The sequence below is a fragment of the Kineococcus sp. NPDC059986 genome (assembly GCF_040702905.1).
Lineage (GTDB): Bacteria > Actinomycetota > Actinomycetes > Actinomycetales > Kineococcaceae > Kineococcus.
Window position 1 is genome coordinate 1 of sequence record NZ_JBFBND010000014.1, and the last position, 19175, is coordinate 19175.

Below are 19175 nucleotides of genomic sequence, written 5' to 3' on the forward strand. Positions count from 1 at the left end.
GCCGAGCCGACCTTGCCTTCGCGGGCCCAGCCCAGGGCGGTGGCGTGGAACGCGTCCAGTGTCGCGGTGAGGGCCGCCCCGTCCAGCAACGCCGGCCCTTCGGTGACGGTCTGACCGGTCGGGTCCAGGGTTGCGGTGCAGGCGGTCAGGCGGCGGGACTGGGACAGGATGGTGCGCGCCTGCCGGGCAGTGACCTGCCCGGTGGCGACGGCGTCCCACACGGGACGTTCGAGGGTGCCGGCGATGTGGGCGGCCCACACGTGGGTCAGGGCGGACTCGATGGGGACACCGCAGCCGCGGGAGTGGTGCAGGGCGACCAGTTCGATCGCCGCCTGCAGCGGGGTCCAGGCCGCGAAGGGGTGGCCGCGCAGCCGACCCATGACCTGTTCGCGGCGGTCCTGCAGTTCCCCGGCCTGGTCGGGGTGCGGGTGGGCGGTGAGCTGCGCGACGAGGTCGGCCAGGGCGAGCAGTTCGCGGGCGTGGGCCTGGTCGGCGGCGCGGCGCAACCCGGCGAGGTGGGCGTCGAGGTCGACGTCGGTGAAACCGTCGGCGTCCAGCGGCAGGACGGTGCGCACGGGGTGCCTCACCTGTTCCTGGACCGCTGTCGTCATACCCGGATCCTACCGCTCAGGAACCGTTCGATCAAGGCGAACACATTGTGCTGCAACGACTCCGCAGCGCTCTCACGTCCCGACGTCGCACCCCTCAGGCGACGGGGGAACTGCCCAGGGACCGGTGCTGGAGCACCGCCAGCGACGGTTCCCGGTCCCGTTCGATGTGGGCGAAGGCGAGGGCCTCGGCCATGCGCACGTCACCACGGGTGATGGCGGCGGTGAGTTCGACGTGGTCGTGGAACGCGTCGTGCACGTCGAGTTCGGAGGTGAGGTGGAACAGCCACTGCACGCGCCCGGAGACCGAACGCATGGACGCCTGCATCAGCGCGTTCCCCGTGAGTTCCACGACGGTCTCGTGGAACCGGGTGCTCGCCTCGGCGATGCGGTAGGCGTCGCCCTCCTCGACGACGGCCTGCGCGTGCTGCAACGCCCGTTCCAGCGCGGCCGCCGAGGAACCGCGGGCGACCGCACGTGCCGCGTGCCCGGCCGCCCCCACCTCGAGGACCTCGCGCAGGTCGAACAGGTCGTTGACGAGCTGCTCGGTCCACGTCGTCACGACCGCCCCACGGCGGGCCGCGGTCACGACGAACCCCTCCATCTCGAGCATCGGCACGGCCTCGCGCAGCGGGACGCGGGAGACGCCGAGGTCCTCGGCGATGCGCAGCTCAACGAGCTTGTGGCCCTGGGGGTAGCGCCCGCGCATGATGAGCTCGCGCAGGCGGGTGTGGATCTGGCGGGACAACGACACGGGGCCGGTGGCCTCGGGCGACGTCGGCAACGTCATCGACCTGGTCCTCCACGGTGGTCTCGGGCGCTCGGGCCGTCCCCGGCCGGGTGGTGACCCGGCCGGGGAGAACCTAGCGCCGGGGGCGGGTGGTGGTCACTTCCGCAGGCCCAGCTTGCTGAAGTCGAGTTCGTTGGCGCCGATGTTGTGCGACTCCTCGACTCCCGTGAGCCACTTCTGGGCCACCACCCAGTCCTTGTTGTAGGACAGGTTGTAGTAGCAGCCGGTCTTGGCGTACTCCTCGGCCGCGGCGACGTAGAGGGCGTCGTCGCCGGTCGCGACCGCCTGGTCCAGCTGGGCGTTGACCTCCTCCACCTCGCACCCGAAGTAGTTGATGCCCCCGGAGGCGTCCCAGAACACGTGCCCCCACATGTACGGCGAACCGCCGTCGGGCCCGTTGTTGCCGTCGAAGAACGCGTCGGGTCCCTGGGTGGGGTCGTTGATCCACCCGAACACCTGCGACGTGGGGTACGACGCGGCCGTCGCCTTGATCCCCAGCGCCTGCAGCTTCGCGGCCTGGATGTTCGCCATCTGCTCGGCGTTGGTGTTGCCGCTGGCGTAGCCGATCGTCATGGCCGTCCCCGCGGGCAGGGTCTTGGCGTAGGCCGTCATCGGAGCGGGGTCGTAGGTGATCTCCTGCTTGTCCGCACCCCCGGGGATCATCCCCTTGGCGTACAGCGTGGTCGCCGGTTCCGAGCGGCTGCCGAGCACCTGGTCGACGAGGGACTTCTGGTCGATGCTCTGCAGGAACGCCACGCGGGCCTGCTGGGACCGGAAGAACTCCTTCGTCGGGTTCACGGTGACGAGGGCGGACTGCAACGTCGGCAGCATGTAGCTGTCGAACTGCTTCGACCCCTCGTACTTCTCCAGGCTCGATGACGGCAGCGCGGCGACGACCGCCGAGACGTCACCGTGGTCGAAGGCCAACTGCAGGGCGGAGGCGTCGGTGTAGATCGGCAGTTCCACGGTCGTGAACGGCGACTTCTCCCCCCAGTACCCCGCGTACTGCTTCAGCGTCCAGGAGGTCCCGGGCTTCGCGGTCTCGATCGTGTACGGGCCGGTGCCGACGTCGTGGGTCTGCAGGTACGTCTGGGCGTCGTCCGACCCGGCGTTGGCGGCCAGGGCGGTCGGCGACTCCATCTTCGGCCCGAACGGGGAGGCGAGGTAGTCCAGGAACGCGGAGTTCGGCGCGGACAGCGTGACGACCGCGGTGAGCTCGTCGGGCGTCGCGACGTCCTTGACCCCCGCCACCATGTAGGCGGCACCCCCCTTGACCGCGGTGCGGCGGTCGAACGCGACCTTCACGGCCGCCGACGTGAACGGCGTCCCGTCGTGGAACGTCACGCCCTGGCGCAGGTGGAACGTGAAGACGGTGTTGCCGGGGTCCACCTCCCACGACGTCGCCAGCCGGGGCGCGATCTCGACGGTGTCCTTGTCGTTCGCGTACTGCACCAGCCCCTCGTAGGTGTTGAGGACGATCGCGAGACCGTTGTTGGCGTAGTAGACGTCCGGGTCCGGGGGCTGGCCGATGTCGCCCAGCAGGCCGACCGTCAGCGTCCCGTCGGTCGGGGCGGCGTTGGGGGCGCCGGACTCGTCACCTCCACCGGAGCAGGCGGCGAGGACGAACAACGGCACCGCGGCGGCGGCGACGAGCAGGGTGCGCGTCCGGCGGCCGATCGAGCTGAACCTCATGGCTCTCCTCAGGGGTGGAGTGGGTCCCGCGCTCAGGCGAGACGGGGGTCGGCCGCCGTCTGGAGGACGTCGGCGAGGGTGTTGACGACCACGTAGACCGCGCCCAGGACGAGCGTCACGGCGGCGATGGCCGGGTAGTCGGAGGTGGGGATGCTGCTGGCCAGGTAGTTGCCCATCCCGGGCCAGCTGAAGACCTGCTCGACGACGACCGTGCCCGCGAACAGGAAACCCAGTTGGAGCCCGGACATGGCCAGCGACGGACCGATGGCGTTGCGGACGACGTGCCGGCCCAGCACGGCGGCCTGGCCGAGGCCCTTGGACCGGGCGGTGCGGACGTGGTCGGCGGCCAGGGTGGCCTCCAGTCCCGCGCGCAGGATGCGGCCGATGGCCAACGCCGGCGCGATGGCCAGCACCGTGGCCGGCAGGACGAGGTGGGCCAGTTCGGAGCCCGGCCCGCCCTCACCGCGACCGGACCCGGGGAGCCAGTCGAGACGGGCGTAGAAGACGACGATGCCGACCAGGGCCAGCAGGAACGGCGGTGCGGTCGCGACGACGAGGAGGACTCCGCGGCCGATCCCGGCGAACGGCCACGACAGCGCCGACGACGCCGCGAACAGCGCGGCCAGCAGGAGGGCGACGACGAACGCCGCGAGGACGAGTTCCAGCGTGGCCGGGAACGCGCTCGCGAGGTCGGTCGCCACCGGCCGGTGGGTCCGGTAGGAGGTCCCGAAGTCCCCCCGCACGGCGTGGCCGAGGAAGCGCAGGAACTGCACGGCCAACGGGTCGTCGAGGCCCAGACGGTGCCGTTCGGCCGCCACGGCGGCGCGGGAGGCGTTGGCTCCCAGCGCGGCCCGGGCGGGGTCGCCCGGCGAGACCTGCTGGAGCAGGAACACGACGGCGCTCAGCACGAGCAGCACGACGATCAGGGAGCCGGTCCGGCGCAGCAGGAAGCGCAGCACGGGGTTCACCTCCGGGTTCCGAGGAGGGTGCGGATGCCGTCACCGGCGAGGTTGGCGACCAGGCTCAGCAGCAGGACGGCCACCCCGGGCACGACGGGCACCCACCACGCGCTGAGCAGCAACTGGGTGTTGGCGGCGGTGTCGGCGCCGAGTTCGGCGGCCGGTGCGGGTTGCCCCAGCCCCAGGAACGACAACCCCGCGAGCAGGAGCACCACGTTGCCGATGTCGAGGCTGGCGGTGACCACGGCGGTCGGGACCACCCCGGGCAGGACGTGCCGCAGCACGAGCCGGACGCGACCGACGCCCGCGAGGCGCGCGGCCTCCACGTGCGGCCGGGCGACCACGGACCGCACCTCGGCCCGGACGAGCCGGGCGTAGTAGGGCCACCACACGATCGACATGCCGAGCAGGGTGTTCCGCAGCCCGGGGCCGAGCGCGGCCACCAGCGCGATGGCGACGAGGGTGGAGGGCAGCGCGAGGAACAGGTCGGTCACGCGCATGAGCAGGGCGTCGACCCACCCGCCGCCGACCCCCGCGGCGACGCCGACGGCTCCCCCGACGAGCAGGCCGACGGCCACCACGGCCAGCGCCGAGAACCACGACGTCTGCAGACCGAACAAGGTGCGGGACAGGACGTCGCGACCGATGGCGTCGGTACCCAGCAGGTGCTCGGGCGACCCCAGCGGGAGCTGCGGGGCGGCGACCGGCTGGATCGGGTCGTCCGGGGCGAGCAGCCGCGCGACGACGGCGAGGAGGGTCAGCGCGGCCAGCAGCGCGACCAGGGTCCAGGCGGTCCGGCGGCCGGTGCGGCGGCGCCCGGGGAGCGTCGCGAGTGCCGCGCGGCGGGGCAGGACGACGGTGCTCACCGGACCACCTCGATCTCGGGGACGGAGGCGACGAGCGCCTGGGTGTACGGCTCGCGGGGCGCGCCGATGACGGCCTCCGCGTCGCCGACCTCGACGACGCGACCGCGTTCGACGACCGCGATCCGGTCGCCCATCAGCCGCGCCACCGCGAGGTCGTGGGTGACGAAGAGGACGGTCATGGCGAGCTCCTCCCGCATCTGGCGGATGAGGTTCAGCGTCGTGGCGGCCAGCGAGGCGTCCAGGGCGCTCGTCGGTTCGTCGCACAGCAGCACCGCGGGTCGCACCACCGTCGCCCGGGCCAGGGCGACCCGCTGGCGCTGCCCGCCGGACAGGTCCGCGGGCCGCAGCCGGGCCACGGCGGCGGGCAGCCCCGTGCCCTCGAGGGCCTCCTCGACCCGGCGGGTCGTCTCGGCCCGTCCCAGGCGCAGCGGGGCGAGCCGCTCCCGCAGGGTCTCCCCCACGGTCAGCCACGGGGTCAGCGAGGACCCGGCGTCCTGGAACACCATCTGGGCGCCCCCGGCGGCGACGCTGACGCGGCCGGCGGTGACGGGCACGAGCCCGGCGACCACCCGCAGGACCGTCGACTTGCCCGACCCGCTCTCCCCCACGATCGCCAGGGCCTCGCCCGCGGCGACGTCCAGGCTGATGCCGCGGACGGCCTCGACCGTGCGGCGACGGCGGCCGTGACCGGTGGTGTAGCTGACCACGACGTCGTCGAGGACCACGGCGGGTTCCGCGGTCGCGGGGGCGGTGCGGGGAGCGGCCGCAGGCGTCGGGGTGACCGCGGCCGTCGCGGACCGGACGGTCTCGCTCCCGAACCAGCAGGCGGCCCCGTGCCCGGGTGCGGGCCGGGACTCCTCCACGCCGGGTGTGTCGGTGGCGCAGCGGTCGACCGTGAGGGGGCAGCGGGCCCGGTAGGCGCAGCCGTGCGACCGCTCGTCGGCCGTCAGGGTGTCCAGGGGCAGCGTCGGCAACCGCCGGGACCGGTCGAGGGTGAGGGACAGTCGCGAACGCAGCAGACCCGCGGTGTAGGGGTGCGCGGGCGAACCGAGCACCTCCGCGGCCGGGCCCACCTCGGCGAGCCGGCCGGCGTAGAGGACGGCGATGCGGTCGGCGATCTGCGCGGCCACCCCGAGGTCGTGGGTGATGAGCAGGACGCTGCAGCCGAGGTCGTCGCGCAGTTCGCGCAGCAGGGCGAGCAGCTGCGCCTGGACGGTGACGTCGAGCGCGGTCGTCGGTTCGTCGGCCACGACGAGCGCGGGCCGACCGGCGATGGCGATCGCGGCCATGACCCGCTGCCGCAGACCTCCGGACAGTTCGTGCGGGTACACCCGGAACCGCAGTTCGGGATCGGGAACCCCCATGGCCCCCAGGAGCCGGACCGCCCCGTCCCGGTCCTGCCCGGCCTCGGTGATCTGGCGACCGACGCGCATCGTCGGGTTCAGCGACGTCATGGGGTCCTGGAACACGGCGCCGAGGGCGGCGCGACGGGCGGCCCGGCGCGCCGGTTCGGGGTCGTTCACCATGTCGGTGTCCAGCACGCGCGCCTGCCCGGTGACGTGCGGGCGGGCGTTCTCGGGCAGCAGTCCGAGCAGGCTGAGGGCGAGCATGCTCTTGCCCGACCCCGACTCACCGACGAGGCCGACGATCTCGCCGCGGGCCACGTCGAGGTCGATGCCGCGCAGCACGTCGGACCGGATCCCGTTGCGCTCCAGGGAGACGTGCAGGTCCCGGACGCTCGCCGTGGGCGCGTTCACGCCAGCGCCCGCTCGGCGGCCAGGTGGGCGGCGATGGCCCGCGGCTGGGTGAACCACACCTGGTCCCGGTGGGCGCGCAGGTGCTGCAGCGCCCGGTCCAGTGCGCGCAGGCGGAAGGGGGCTCCGGAGATGAAGGAGTGGACGACGACGCTCATGACGAGCGGCTGCTCGGCGGACCGTTCGAGGAGTTCGTCGAACTCGTCGACGACCATGTCCGCGAACTCCGCCGCCGAGGCCGCCCGCCCGACGACGGTGGTGCTGTCGTTCACCTCCAGGGCGTAGGGCAGCGCGAGGAGGGGGCCGGAACCCGTCGTCAGCGGCACCGGCCGGTCGTCCAGGCGCAGGTCGAGGAGGTACCGGTACCCGACGGCGGCCAGGCTGTCGAGGGTCGAGGGCGTGTGGGTCAGCCACGGGCTGGACCAGCCGCCGGGGGCAGTGCCCTCCTCGGCCGCGATGCGGGCGGCGACGGCGCCGACGTAGGCGGCCTCCTCGGCCGCGGACATCCCCGCCAGCGAGTCGGAGTTCGAGATGCCGTGGCCGACGAACTCGGCCCCCGCGCGGCGGGCGGCGGCGACGAGTTCGGGGGCGGTGTCGTAGAGGGCGGTGTTCAGCAGCACCGTCGGCGGGATCCCGGCCCGTTCGAGGCGCTCGAGCAGGCGGAACGCGCCCACGCGGTTGCCGTAGTCGCGCCAGGAGGTGTTCACCAGGTCGGGGGCCGTGACGCCGGGGACGATGTCCTCGGTCTGTCCGGCCCCGAACCGGTACTCCTCCAAGCCGATCGCGACGTAGACCGCGAGCCGGCGGCCGCCGGGCCACACCGGGCCGGGGGCCGCGGTGATGGGCTGGTAGTCCCACAGGGCGTGCCCCGGGGCGGGAACTGCGTCGTGCGTCATCCGATCCACCTGTTCATGCCGACGTCGGTGCGGGCGGCCCGGCGGACCACGGCGTCGTACGCCGGGAGCAGGGCGTCGGCCGCGGCCCACGTGCGTTGGAGGGCTGGGAGGCGGGCCGCGTGCAGTTCACGCGCCTCCGCCAGGAGTGCGGTCTCGTCGACGGACACCACGCGTCCGTCCTGCGCCACGACGCGGCCGGCGACGACCGTCATCCGGACGCTGCCACCGTTCTCGCAGTAGACGAGCTGGCCCCGCAGGTCGTTGAAGGGGGTGAACGCGGGGGCGTGCAGGTCGAGCAGGACGAGGTCGGCCTGCGCACCCACCTCGACGCGCCCGATGCGCCCGGTCTGGCGCATGGCCGCCGCACCGCCCTCCCAGAGGGCGTCGAGGACCTCGGCGGGGGTGGGCCACTCCTCGGCGTCGAGCCCGGAGACGTTGTGCACCAACCCGGCCGCCTTCACGACGCCCCAGGTGTTGACGGTGTCGTCGCAGATCGCCTCGTCGACCCCGAGCGCGATGCGGATCCCGCGGTCGCGCAGGGCCCGGAACGGCATGACACCGCTGCCCAGGCGCAGGTTGCTCACGGGGTTGTGCGCGACGACGGCGCCTGCGGCCGCGATGAGGTCGAGGTCCTCGTCGTCGACCCAGACGGCGTGGATGACGTTGACCCGGTCGCTGAGGAACCCCAGGTCCGCCGTGTACTTCACGAGGCTGCGCCCGGCGAACCGGTCCTGCCCCGTGCCGGGGACGGACAGCGCCCGCTGCACCCGGGTCTCCAGGACGTGTGCGAAGAGCGGCAGGTCGTGCCGGCGGCTCAGGTCGTCGAGGGCGCCGAAGTACTCCGGGCTCACGCGTTGCGGCGCGGAGATCGACACCGCTGCCCGCAGCCGGTCGCCGTGGGTGCCGTGCCAGGTCCGGACGAGGTGGTCGTACGCCGCGAGCAGTTCCGCGGCCGCCGCCGGGGCGGGTGCCGCCAGCGCCGCGGCCGCTGACGCGTCGAGGCCGTCGAGGAACGGCAGTTTCGCGCTGTCGGGGAGTTCGGGCTGGTCCAGGGCCACCGTGGCCCGGATCCCGGTGTCGGCGTAGGCCTGCAGGACGGCGTCGATGGTCTCGGGGTCCGGGGCGGGCATGAGGAACGCGTCGTCCTGCACGCTGGTCGTCCCGGTCCGGAGCATCTCCATGGCCCCGAGCGCGGTGCGCAGGTACGCCTCCCGCGGGGTCGGCCGCAGGGCGGGGTCCGCGGGCGACTCGTAGAGCATGAACGTCTCGAGCGGACGGCTGCGGAACGCACCCTTGAGGTGGTTCGCGGGCGAGTGGAAGTGCGCGTTCACCAGACCGGGCACCAGGACGTGGTGACCGCCGCCGCGGACGACGCGGGCGTCGGGCGGGGCGAGTTCCCGGGCCCGCTCGCCGACGGCGCCGACGACGTCGCCCGTGACGAGGAGGTCGGTGGGGCCGAGCATCCCGGACGGCTGGGCCGGGGCCCAGAGGAGGACGTCGGTGAACAGGACGCTCATCCCCACCCTCCGTCCGTCGTGGGGGACCCGACCGGTGCGGCCCAGGTGTTCGCGCGCGACGTCGTGAGTCCCTGCGCGAGGAGCCCCTCGACGGCCGTGGTCGCGGCGGCGACCCCGTCGACCACGGGGACCCCGAGGGCCTCGCGGAGCCCGTCCACGAGTTCGGTGAGTCCCGCGCAGCCGAGGACGACGGCCTCGGCCCCGTCGTCCGCCAGGGCCTGCCGGGCCTCCTGCGCGAACGCGTCGAAGGCGGGTCCGGCCCCGCTCTCGACCTCGGCGACCGAGACGTCGACGGCGCGCACGGTGCACCGGTGGGCGAGGCCGAGCTCCTGCACGACGCGGTCGGTCATGGCGAGCGTGCGCGGGGGCATGGTGATGACGCAGAACCTGTGGGCCAGCAGCGAGACCGCTTGCAGCGCAGCCTCCGTCATGCCGACGACGGGACCGCGGGCGAGTTCGCGCGCCGCCGGCAGACCGGTGTCGCCGAAGCAGGCGACGACGTACCCGTCGACCCCGTCGCGTTCGCCCCGCTCCACCTGGGCCAGGACCCCGGCGGCGCCGAACACCTCGTCGACGTGGGTCTCGACGGTGGCCGGAGCCGCGCGCGAGTGCGTCGCGGTGACGGTGGTCCCGGGGCGTGCCACCGCCCGGGCGGCTGCGAGCACGGCCTGCGTCATGGCGACGCTCGTGTTCGGGTTGAGGACCCGCACGTGGCTCACGCGGCGCACCCGAGGTCGGCGAGGAGCCCGGCGACGCCGTGGCCGCCGATGGCCACCCGCGCGGCGGCGGCACCGACGCGCGCCGCCTCGACGGGGTCGGCGCCCGCGACGTGCGCGGCCGCGAAACCCCCGCAGAACGCGTCCCCCGCCCCCGTGGAGTCGACGGGGACGACGGCCTCGACCGGCAGGACCCGCGTGCCGTCGGCCGTGGCGACGACGCACCCGCGTTCGGCGGTCTTCACGACGACGACGTCCGGTCCGGCGCGCAGGAAGAGGTCCGCGGCGCGTTCGAGGTCGCTCGTCCCGGCCAGGGCGACCGCCTCGACCTCGCTCGGCAGGAACACGTCGCAGGTGGCGAGCAGCGCCAGGAGTGCGGGTTCGTTCCCCGCCACGTAGTCCTCCTGCAGGTCGAGGAACACCGTGGCGTCGGTCCGCCCGCGCAGCCACGGCCCCAGGGTGAGCTGGGAGCGCAGGCTCATGGCGGCGACGAGGATCCCGCTCGCGGACAACGCCTCGGGTGTCACGTCCTCGGGGTGCACCGAGAGGAGGTCGAACGCCTCCTCACCGCAGAGCAGGTCCCAGGTGCGGGACCCGTCGGGTGCGTACTCGACGCGGTTGCGGACGGTCGGGATGCTGCGCGGGGCCACCGGTTCGACCCGGACGCCGAGGCCGGCGACGGTGTCCAGCAGCGTCGCGGGCAGGTCGGTCCCGACGGGGGCGAGCATCCGGACGTCGGCCAGGGTGCGGCGGGCGGCGAGGGCGGCGAAGAGCGCGTCCCCGCCGAGGGCGGTCGTCACCTGCCCGTCGACGACGAGGTCGTCGATCGTGAGGTTCCCCACGCACAGGAGCGAGGCGTCAGGCACGGGACTCCTCCTCCGCGGTGCGGAACTGGGCCATGGCCAGCAGGTACCCGGTGAGCTGGGCGGGGAGCACGGTGAGCAGCGGGCTGAGGGGCTCGGCCACCGCGGGCAGGGTCAGGACCGCGTCGGCGACGCCGTCGAACGCGTCCACACCCTCGGTGGTGATCGCGTACACCCGGCCACCGAACCGCTTGGCCTCGCTCGCGGTGTGGACCGCACGCGGGACGGACGGGCCGGCCGGGGCGATGACCCAGATCGGTTCCCCGGCCTTGAGGGAGTTGTAGTGGTGGAACTCCTCGACCTGCACCGCCTCGGCGTGGTCGGGGGTGCACTCCTTGACCTTGGCCGCGCCGATGACGGCGGCACCCCAGTTCGGGCCGGCGGCGGAGAACAGGAACGTGTCGGCGTCCTGCTCCCGCTCCGCGATCACCGCGAGAGGGCCTTCGACGTCGGCGATCACGCGTTCCATGAGGTCGGGGATCCGCCGCAGTTCCGCCGCGAGGTCGGCCGCTGCAGGGCGGCCGGTCCGTGCGCCCACGCGGACGGCGAGGTCGAGGAGCAGGGCCAGCGCCGTCGTCGAGGACTGCGTGGGCCAGCCGACGCGGGTGGCCTTGAGCAGCAGCGTCCGTCCGCACTCGGTGTCGAGCGTGGACCCCGGGGTGTTCGTGATGGCGACGGTGAGGGCGCCGGCGTGCTGGGCGACGAGCGCGGCCTCGACGGTGCGGGTGGTCTCCCCCGAGCTGGACAGGGCCACGACGAGGCTGCGGGGACCCACCAGCGGGGCGAGGTAGTAGGCCAGCTCCAGGCTCTGCACGGGTTCGCACGGGACGCCGAGCATCGACTCCAGCGCCTGCCGCGCGGCCACCGCGACGGCGAGGGAGTCCCCCGCCCCCGTCACGAACACCCGGTCGACCCCGGTCGCGACGACGAGGTCGGCGAGCTCGTCGAGGGCGGTGTCGTTGGCGGCGAGGGTCTCGCGGATGCGCGCGGGTTGCGCCAGCAGTTCGGGGTGGGTGGCCTCGTCGCGGGCGCGTCGCTTCGGGTCGAGGGGATGGTCGCTCGGCAGGGCGACGATCGAGGCGTGCTCGGCCGCGGAGACGCGCTGCACGACGTCCTGCTGGCGGGCGTCGAGCGGGCTGTCGGGGCCGATGAACGGGCTGGGCGGGGTGGCGTTCACTGCACACCCACCTGCCCGGCGCCCACCGTCAGGGCCGCTCCGAACCGGGCGGCGACGTCGGGGTCGACGCGGGCGTCGGGGGCGGTGGAGCGCTTGATCGCACTGCCGAGGACCGCCCCGTCCGCACCCGCCACAGCGGCGTCGACGGTGTCGAGGGACACCCGGCCGCCGACGACGAAGGGAACCCCGGGGACGACGTCGCGCAACCCGGCGATCGTGGTGAGGGCGTCGGGCACCCCGCTGTCCCGCGTGACGACGAGGACGTCGGCGCGGCCGAACTCCCGGGCCTCCCGCGCGGCCCAGGCGGGGGTCGAGGCCAGCGCCAGGCTCGTGGCCTCGTGGACGTCGGCCCACACCTCGACGTCCGAACCGAGGGAGCGCTTGACCGTGGCCACCTCGTGCGCGCACCCTTCGATCCAGCCGGTGGGGCCGATCGAGACACCGGTGAGGACCTTGACGCGGACGAACCGCGCCCCGACGGCGTGGGCGACGGCGACGGAACCCGGACCGTCGTTGTGGCCCACCACGACGCCGACCGGAAGGTATACCGAATCGGTGACCGCGGCTCCCACGACGGCGAGGGCCGCCACCGTCGGGGCACCCACGCGCACCGCCTGCGGCATGTCACTGGCGTCCTGCACCATGACGTGCGTGAATCCAGCCTGTTGCAGCGCAACGGCATCCTCCGCCGCGCGCTGGGCGATCTCGCGCACCGGGGTGCCGCGGTAGTTGACCGCCCCCGGCAGGGGCGGGAGGTGCAGGACGCCGACGAGGCGGAACGGGTGAGGCACGAGATGGACGGTATACCGTCATGTGTTTCGGGCGTGTTGCTCCGACGTAACACCTGGAGTCACGCTGGAACCGCAGTCGCCACCGTCACTCGGCGCGGCGCGACAACTCCTCCAGCACCTGCACGACCCCGCTGTGGTCGTCCCCCCCGCGTCCGGTCCACCGCATGGCGCCGAACAACTGGTCCACGAGGGCGGTGACGGGGGTGAACGCCCCGGCGGCCCGGGCGGACTCGAGCGCGAACCCCAGGTCGTGGTGCTGGTTGTCCGCCAACCCGCCGGGAGCGAACTCCCCGCTGACCAACCGGTCGCGCTTCACCTCCAGGGCACGGCTGCCCGCGAGACCGCTGCCGAGGACGTCGAGCAACCCCGCGACGTCGAGCCCGGAACTGCGGGCCAGCGTCACGGCCTCCCCCAGCGCCGTCAGCGTGATCGCGACGACGGCCTGGTTGCACGCCTTGGCCAACTGCCCGCTGCCCACGGGCCCGAGGTGGCGCACCACCGTGCCCAGGACGTCGAGCAGCGGCCGGACGCGCGCGAACGCCTCGGGGCGGCCGCCGGCCATCACCGCGAGGCGGCCCGTCTCGGCGCCGACGTCACCGCCGCTCACGGGCGCGTCGACCACCTCGACACCCCGCTCGGCGAGTTCCCCGGCCCACGTGCGCAGGGCGGCCGGGGAGGTCGTGCCCATGACGAGGAGGGTCTGCCCCGGACGCAGCAGCGGTCCGCAGACCTGCTGCACCGGAGCCAGTCCGGGGAACACCGTGACGACGACGTCGACCCCCTCGCACGCCTGCGCCGCCGTCGGGTGCAGGGTCCGGCCCGGGACCTCGGGCACGTCGACCGGGCCGCGGTTCCACGCGCGGACCGGGAAACCCGCCTCGGCGAGCCGCCGCGACATGGGGCGCCCCATGAGACCGAGGCCCAGGAACGCGACGGGGGAACTCACGAGGCCACCTCCAGGACGGCGGGGTCGACGAGGTTCCCGACCGGTTCCCCCGCGCGCAGGGCGAGGATCGAGGTGACGGCGCTGGACCCGTTCCCGAGCGCGAGCTCGTCGGTCCAGGCGAGGCAGTGGGGGGCGAGGACCACGTTCGGGAACGTCGTGAGCGGGTGGTCGGCCGGGAGGGGTTCGTCCTCGAACACGTCGAGCCCCGCACCCGCCAACCGCCCGTCCCGCAGGGCGTCGAGCAGGGCCGCCGTGTCCACGACCGGCCCCCGGGCGACGTTGACGAGGACGGCGCCGGGCCGCAGGTGGGCCAGCACCGCCGCGTCCAGCAGGTGGTGGGTCTGCGGGGTCAGGGGTGCGGTGACGACGACGACGTCCGCGCGCCGCAACCCCTCCGCCAGCGCGACGCGTTCAACGTCGGGGTCCCCCGGCCCCCGGGGAACCTCCCGGCGGCGGGTGTGCGCCAGGTTCACCGTCGCGAACGGCGCGGTGAGCCGGCAGAACTCCGCGGCGACGCTGCCGAACCCCACGACGAGGACGGTCCGGCCGGTCAGCCCGCGGCCGAGGAGGCCGGACCGGTCGGACCAGTCCCCCGCCCGCACCCGGGCGTCCTTCTCCCGGACCCGTTGCAGGACGGCCAGGACGAGGGTCAGGGCGGCGGTGGCGACGGCGCGCCGGGCCCCGTCGGGCGTCACGGTGACCGCGACCCCGGCCCGGGTGCAGGCGGCGACGTCGACGGTGTCCAACCCCACGCCGAACCGCGCGAGGTGCCGGGGCGGGTGCGGCCCGGACACCGTCTCGGCCGTGACGGCGGGCGCGGCGAACAGGACGGCGTCGCAGCCGTCGACGTGCGCGGCGGTCAGCACACCGTCGTCGGGGGGCAGGAACCGGACGTCGGCGTCCGCCGCGCGCAACCGGTCCAGCCCCAGGTCGCCCCAGGCCGCGAGGTCCGCGGACACACCGACCCGCCAACCGCTCACAGGACGGCCACCGGGTTCACGGGCGACCCCGTCCCCCCGCGCACGACGAGGGGCGCCACGACGAGGGCGAAGGTGTACCGCCCCTCCTGCGCGCACGCGGCCGACAGCTCCTCGAGGTCGAGGTTGTCGAGCAACGGCATGCCGAGCGCGGTGAGCGCGAGGGCGTGCACGGGCGAGTGGAGTTCGAGGACGGGACTGGGGCGCACGTCGGAGTCGCCGTCGGACCCGAGCAGGACGGTGCCGCGGCCGGCGAGCCACGGGACGGCGTCGACGTGCAGACCGGCACTGGCCGCGCCGGCGTCCCACGCGCCGAGCGCCCGCCGGCGACCGGCGTGACCGGTGCGCAACAGGACCGCGTCGCCCTCGCCCACCTCCACGCCCAGGGCCTCGGCCACCGCGGCGACGTCGTCCGCGTGCACGGCCGTGCCGGGTTCCAGCCAGTCCACCCCGCGCACCGCGGGGACGTCGAGGAGCACCCCCCGCAGGACCATCCCCGCGGACAACCGGTCCACCGAACCCCAGCGGGATCCCCCGGCGCCGACGACGGACCGGGCCTCGACCCCGCCGAACAGCCGCCCGCGGTACCCGATGTGGCAGACCGCGTCGAGGTGGGTGGTCGCCTTCCCGTGGTAGTCGATGCCCAGGAAGTCCTTGTGGCAGCTGGGTTCGGGGGCCTCGACGTCCCCGAGGTCGACCATGTGGTGCAGCGCCGGGTGGGCGTTGTCCGGACCGGCCGCGGTGTCCAGGGGCCACGCGAGCCCGACGGAGCGTCCGGTGCGGGCGGCCGACAGCGCCCGCAACCGCGCAGCGTCGTCCACGCGCGCGAGGGTCCCGCGCTCGTCCGGGAGCGCACCCTCCCCCCACCGGGCCAGCCGGTCGAAGAGGGCGTCGAACTCGGCCAGGGGCACCACGGGCCCGTTGTCGTACCCGTCGTCGTGCCCGGTGTCGTGAAGAGTCACCACGATCGCGTCCTCGCCCTCGAGTTCGTCACGGGCAGCCCTTGGGTTCCGCCCTGTGGGACAGCATGATGGACACAGACCAGCTCACTGGACAACCCCCAGGTTGTTCGCCGTCCAATAGGCTGAACGCGCGGTCCGCAGACAGAGGGAGACGACAGATGCCCGTCGAGCAGAGCAGTCCCGTCCCGGCGGTGACGCGCGCGGCGGCCGTCCTGGCCGCCCTCGCCGCGGCCGGCGGCGTCCCGGTCTCGGTCAGCGAGCTCGCCCGCCAGCTCGGGCTGCCGAAGTCCTCGACCGCGAACCTGTGCCAGGCACTCGAGAGCGAGCGCATGGTGACGCGGCACGAGAGCGGGTACACCCTGGGCCGCCGGCTCGTCGAGCTCGGTGGCGCCTACGTCTCCACGGTCGACCAGGTGCGGGAGTTCTACGCGGCCTGCCGGCAGGCCCCGACGATCTCCGGACTCACGGCACGGGTCGCCGTCCTGGAGGGGCTGGACGTCCTCTACCTCGCCAGGTACGACGGGGCGCAACCGATCCGGTTGACCGCCAACATCGGCGACCGCTTCCCGGCGCACTGCACGGCGACGGGCAAGGTGCTGCTCGCGGCCCTGCCGTCCGGGGCGCTCGACGAGCGGTTGCGGGGCCGGCGGTCGCTGCCCGCGCTCACCCCGCGCTCGATCACCGACCCCGGGGCGCTGCGCGCCGAGCTCGACCGCGTGCGCGAGCTCGGCTACGGCCTCGACGCCGAGGAGACGACCCCCGGGGTCACGTGCATCGCCATCGCCGTCCCCGGCGCGCGCACCGACAGCGACGCCTTCGCCATCAGCGCCACGACGCTCGCCGGCAGCAGCGAGGCCGGCGACCTCGAGAAGCTGCGGGGTGAGCTCTCCGCGATCGCCCACCTGCTGGGCAACCCGCTCGTCCCGCAGACCTGAGCAGCTCCTGACCCGGACGTCTTGCCAAAGTTCTGGACGCCGTCCATCCTGGTGAACGCCGACGCGATGACGATGTCGGCCGCCGAGGTCTCCTCGGCCCCGATCACCACGGGAGGTCCCGATGGCAGGACCCGCTCCGCTCGACCCCGGCGCCCCACCCCTCGTCCGGGTCCGCGGCGCCGGCAAGCGGTTCGGCGCCACACAGGCGCTCGACGGCGTCGACTTCGACGTCCACGGCGGTTCGGTCGTGGCGCTGCTCGGCGCCAACGGCGCCGGCAAGTCGACCCTCATCAAGGCGCTCGCCGGGGTCTACTCCCTGGACACGGGCACCGCCGAGATCGTCGGCGAACCCGTCGGCACCCCGGCCGCGCAGGCCCGCATCGCCTTCATCCACCAGGACCTCGGGCTGGTCGACGGCCTGACCGTCGCCGAGAACGTCGCCCTCGGCACCGGGTACCCCCGCCGCCGCGGCCTCATCGCCTGGCGCGACGTGCGCCGCCGCGCCGACCGCGCGCTGGAACTCATCGGTGCCGACGTCGACCCGCGGGCCCGGGTGGCGGACCTGTCCCGCACCGAACGCTCGCTCGTCGCCATCGGCCGCGCGCTCGTCGTCGACGCCAAGGTGCTCGTCCTCGACGAACCCACGGCCAGCCTGCCCGTGGACGAGACGCACCGGCTGCTCGCGGTCGTCCGCTCGCTGCGCGACGAGGGCCTCGGCATCGTCTACGTCACCCACCGCCTCGACGAGGTGTTCACCATCGCCGACGAGGTCGTCGTCATGCGCGACGGCCGCGTCGTGGAGACCACCCCGCTGTCCCGCACGAGCCCCGACGAGGTCGTCGGCCACATCGTCGGCCGCAAACCCGTCCCACCACCCCCGCCCGCCCCGCGCACCGGCACCCAGCCGGCCCTCGTGCTCGACGGCGTCGTCGGTGAACGCGTCGGCCCGGTCTCCCTCACCGTCCGCCGCGGCGAGGTCGTCGGCCTCGTCGGCCTCGCGGGCGCCGGGCACGTCGAGACCGGTCGTACGATCCTCGGTGACTCCCGTTGCTACGCAGGCCGTCTGGAACTCGACGGGAAACCCTACCGACCGACCGACGTCCCCACCGCCGTCCGCCGCGGGCTGGGCCTGGTCACGAGCGACCGGGCCGCCGAGGGGCTGGCCATGGGGCTCACCTGCACCGAGAACCTGCTGCCCAACCCGGCGCTGCAGGGCCAGAAGCCCTGGACGTGGCGACGCCACGGCGTCGAACGGGCCCGGGCGGCCGACCTCGTGCGGACGTTCGGCGTCCGCCCCGCCGACCCCGACCTGCCCGTCGGCGGCCTGTCCGGCGGCAACCAGCAGAAGGTCATCCTGGGCCGCTGGCTGTCCACCGACGCCTCCGTCCTCGTGCTCGAGGAACCCACCGCCGGCGTCGACGTCGGCGCCAAGCACGAGATCTACACCCTGCTCGACGCGGCCCTGGAACGCGGACTGGCCGTGCTGCTCATCTCCACCGACTTCGAGGAGGTCGCCACCGTGTGCCACCGCGCACTCGTGTTCCGGGACGGCGAGATCGTCCGTGAGATCACCGCGAACGACCTGAGCGTGACCACCCTGGTCGCCCTGGCCTCGGGAGCCGCCGCGTGACCGGCCCCGTGACCGGACGGGCGAACCGCCGCAGCGGCACCCCGCTCGTCGGGACGTGGGGGCTGCCCGTCCTCACCGTCGTCCTGTTCGTCCTCTTCGCCGTCCTGCTGCCGCAGACGTTCCCGACGGGGACGAACCTGCGGGCGATCCTGACGAACCAGTCGATCCCGGCACTGCTGGCCCTGGGCGCGACGATCCCCATCGTCACCGGACGGTTCGACCTGTCGATCGGGTACGGCATCGGGCTGGCGCACGTCGTGACGATGTGGCTGCTCGTCAACACCGGGCTCGCCTGGCCGCTGGTGATCCTCCTCGTGGTGGCCGGCGGCTGCGTCGTCGGCCTCGTCAACGGCCTGCTCGTCGAGGCCGCTCAGATCGACAGCTTCATCGCCACCCTCGGCACGGGCAGCGTCCTGTACGCGCTCACCGGCTGGATCACCGGGGGCGGACGCATCGTCCCCGGGGCGCAGGGCCTGCCGCCGGCGTTCACCGACCTCACGAACTCCACCCTGGCCGGGCTGCCCATCACCTTCAGCTACGTCGTGGTCCTCGGGATCCTGCTGTGGCTCGCCCTGGAACACCTGCCCATCGGCCGGTTCCTCTACGTCGTGGGCGCCAACCCCCGGGCGGCGCAGCTCGTCGGCATCCGCAGCAGCCGAACGGTCGTCCTGGCCTTCCTCGGGTCCGCGGTCGTCACCGCGGTCGCGGGGGTGCTGCTCGCCGCGCAGCAGCAGATCGGCGACCCGAGCGCCGGGCAGTCCTACCTGCTGCCCGCGTTCGTGGGGGCGCTGCTCGGCTCGACGACCATCAAACCGGGCCGCGCGAACTCCGTCGGCACGCTCGTGGCCGTCGCCGTCCTCGCCGTCGGCCTGTCCGGGTTGCAGCAGCTCGGCGCCGCGTTCTGGACCACCCCCCTCTTCAACGGGCTCACCCTGCTGGCCGCCGTCGGGCTGGCGGGTTTCGCGGCCCGCCGCCGCCAGCGCGCCGGCGCCGCGGCCGGGGCGGCGGGCCGGTCCTCCACGCCCGCCCCCGGACCGCCCACCCCCGAGGCGCCCGCTCCCGACCCGCAGCACTCCTGACCCGCTCCCCCTCGAAC

The 19175-nt window shown here is 74.2% G+C and carries 18 protein-coding genes; 3 read left to right on the forward strand and 15 right to left on the reverse strand.

The features are described from left to right. The 15 genes from AB0637_RS12310 to AB0637_RS12380 all read right to left on the reverse strand — a co-directional run. On the reverse strand, positions 1-611 hold a 611-nt coding region (locus tag AB0637_RS12310), incomplete at its 3' end, for a hypothetical protein (protein ID WP_366172491.1). A 94-nt stretch (positions 612-705) separates the two neighbouring features. Further along, positions 706-1398, reverse strand: a complete 693-nt coding sequence (locus AB0637_RS12315) for a GntR family transcriptional regulator (RefSeq protein WP_366172493.1) — start codon at positions 1396-1398, stop codon at positions 706-708. 96 nt (positions 1399-1494) lie between these two features. Then, the gene (locus AB0637_RS12320; RefSeq protein ID WP_366172495.1) at positions 1495-3090 is read right to left on the reverse strand and encodes an ABC transporter substrate-binding protein; all 1596 of its coding nucleotides are present in this window, start codon (positions 3088-3090) and stop codon (positions 1495-1497) included. A 32-nt stretch (positions 3091-3122) separates the two neighbouring features. After that, a complete protein-coding gene (locus AB0637_RS12325; protein ID WP_366172497.1) occupies positions 3123-4049 on the reverse strand; it encodes an ABC transporter permease in 927 nt (308 codons plus the stop codon). A 5-nt stretch (positions 4050-4054) separates the two neighbouring features. After that, positions 4055-4915, reverse strand: a complete 861-nt coding sequence (locus AB0637_RS12330) for an ABC transporter permease (protein ID WP_366172499.1) — start codon at positions 4913-4915, stop codon at positions 4055-4057. Continuing rightward, a complete protein-coding gene (locus tag AB0637_RS12335) occupies positions 4912-6672 on the reverse strand; it encodes an ABC transporter ATP-binding protein (RefSeq protein ID WP_366172501.1) in 1761 nt (586 codons plus the stop codon). The genes AB0637_RS12330 and AB0637_RS12335 overlap by 4 nt, the downstream gene beginning before the upstream one ends. Beyond that, positions 6669-7565 (reverse strand): polysaccharide deacetylase family protein, encoded by an 897-nt coding sequence (locus AB0637_RS12340; RefSeq protein ID WP_366172503.1) that lies wholly within the window; start codon positions 7563-7565, stop codon positions 6669-6671. The genes AB0637_RS12335 and AB0637_RS12340 overlap by 4 nt, the downstream gene beginning before the upstream one ends. Next, the gene (locus tag AB0637_RS12345; RefSeq protein WP_366172505.1) at positions 7562-9082 is read right to left on the reverse strand and encodes an amidohydrolase family protein; all 1521 of its coding nucleotides are present in this window, start codon (positions 9080-9082) and stop codon (positions 7562-7564) included. Before AB0637_RS12345 ends, AB0637_RS12340 begins: the two co-directional genes overlap by 4 nt. After that, positions 9079-9801 (reverse strand): aspartate/glutamate racemase family protein, encoded by a 723-nt coding sequence (locus AB0637_RS12350; RefSeq protein ID WP_366172507.1) that lies wholly within the window; start codon positions 9799-9801, stop codon positions 9079-9081. Before AB0637_RS12350 ends, AB0637_RS12345 begins: the two co-directional genes overlap by 4 nt. Beyond that, positions 9798-10664: a carbohydrate kinase family protein gene (locus AB0637_RS12355; RefSeq protein WP_366172509.1), complete on the reverse strand. Its 867-nt coding sequence runs from the start codon at positions 10662-10664 to the stop codon at positions 9798-9800. Before AB0637_RS12355 ends, AB0637_RS12350 begins: the two co-directional genes overlap by 4 nt. Then, positions 10657-11838: an SIS domain-containing protein gene (locus AB0637_RS12360; protein ID WP_366172511.1), complete on the reverse strand. Its 1182-nt coding sequence runs from the start codon at positions 11836-11838 to the stop codon at positions 10657-10659. Before AB0637_RS12360 ends, AB0637_RS12355 begins: the two co-directional genes overlap by 8 nt. After that, on the reverse strand, positions 11835-12629 hold the full coding sequence (locus tag AB0637_RS12365; RefSeq protein WP_366172513.1) for a BtpA/SgcQ family protein: 795 nt from the start codon (positions 12627-12629) through the stop codon (positions 11835-11837). The genes AB0637_RS12360 and AB0637_RS12365 overlap by 4 nt, the downstream gene beginning before the upstream one ends. An 85-nt stretch (positions 12630-12714) precedes the next feature. Next, entirely contained in the window at positions 12715-13575 is an 861-nt protein-coding gene (locus AB0637_RS12370) for an NAD(P)-dependent oxidoreductase (protein ID WP_366172515.1), read from the reverse strand. Continuing rightward, positions 13572-14555, reverse strand: coding sequence for an NAD(P)-dependent oxidoreductase (locus tag AB0637_RS12375; protein ID WP_366172517.1), 984 nt, complete (start codon positions 14553-14555; stop codon positions 13572-13574). Before AB0637_RS12375 ends, AB0637_RS12370 begins: the two co-directional genes overlap by 4 nt. Continuing rightward, a complete protein-coding gene (locus AB0637_RS12380; protein WP_366172519.1) occupies positions 14552-15517 on the reverse strand; it encodes a cyclase family protein in 966 nt (321 codons plus the stop codon). The genes AB0637_RS12375 and AB0637_RS12380 overlap by 4 nt, the downstream gene beginning before the upstream one ends. Positions 15518-15672: 155 nt before the next feature. On the opposite strand from AB0637_RS12380, the gene AB0637_RS12385 reads away from it, so the two are divergent. From AB0637_RS12385 to AB0637_RS12395, 3 genes are all read left to right on the forward strand, one after another. Further along, on the forward strand, positions 15673-16449 hold the full coding sequence (locus AB0637_RS12385; protein ID WP_366172521.1) for an IclR family transcriptional regulator: 777 nt from the start codon (positions 15673-15675) through the stop codon (positions 16447-16449). A gap of 121 nt (positions 16450-16570) precedes the next feature. Further along, the gene (locus AB0637_RS12390; protein ID WP_366172523.1) at positions 16571-18079 is read left to right on the forward strand and encodes a sugar ABC transporter ATP-binding protein; all 1509 of its coding nucleotides are present in this window, start codon (positions 16571-16573) and stop codon (positions 18077-18079) included. After that, the gene (locus AB0637_RS12395; RefSeq protein ID WP_366172525.1) at positions 18076-19158 is read left to right on the forward strand and encodes an ABC transporter permease; all 1083 of its coding nucleotides are present in this window, start codon (positions 18076-18078) and stop codon (positions 19156-19158) included. The genes AB0637_RS12390 and AB0637_RS12395 overlap by 4 nt, the downstream gene beginning before the upstream one ends. The last annotated feature ends 17 nt before the right edge of the window (positions 19159-19175 follow it).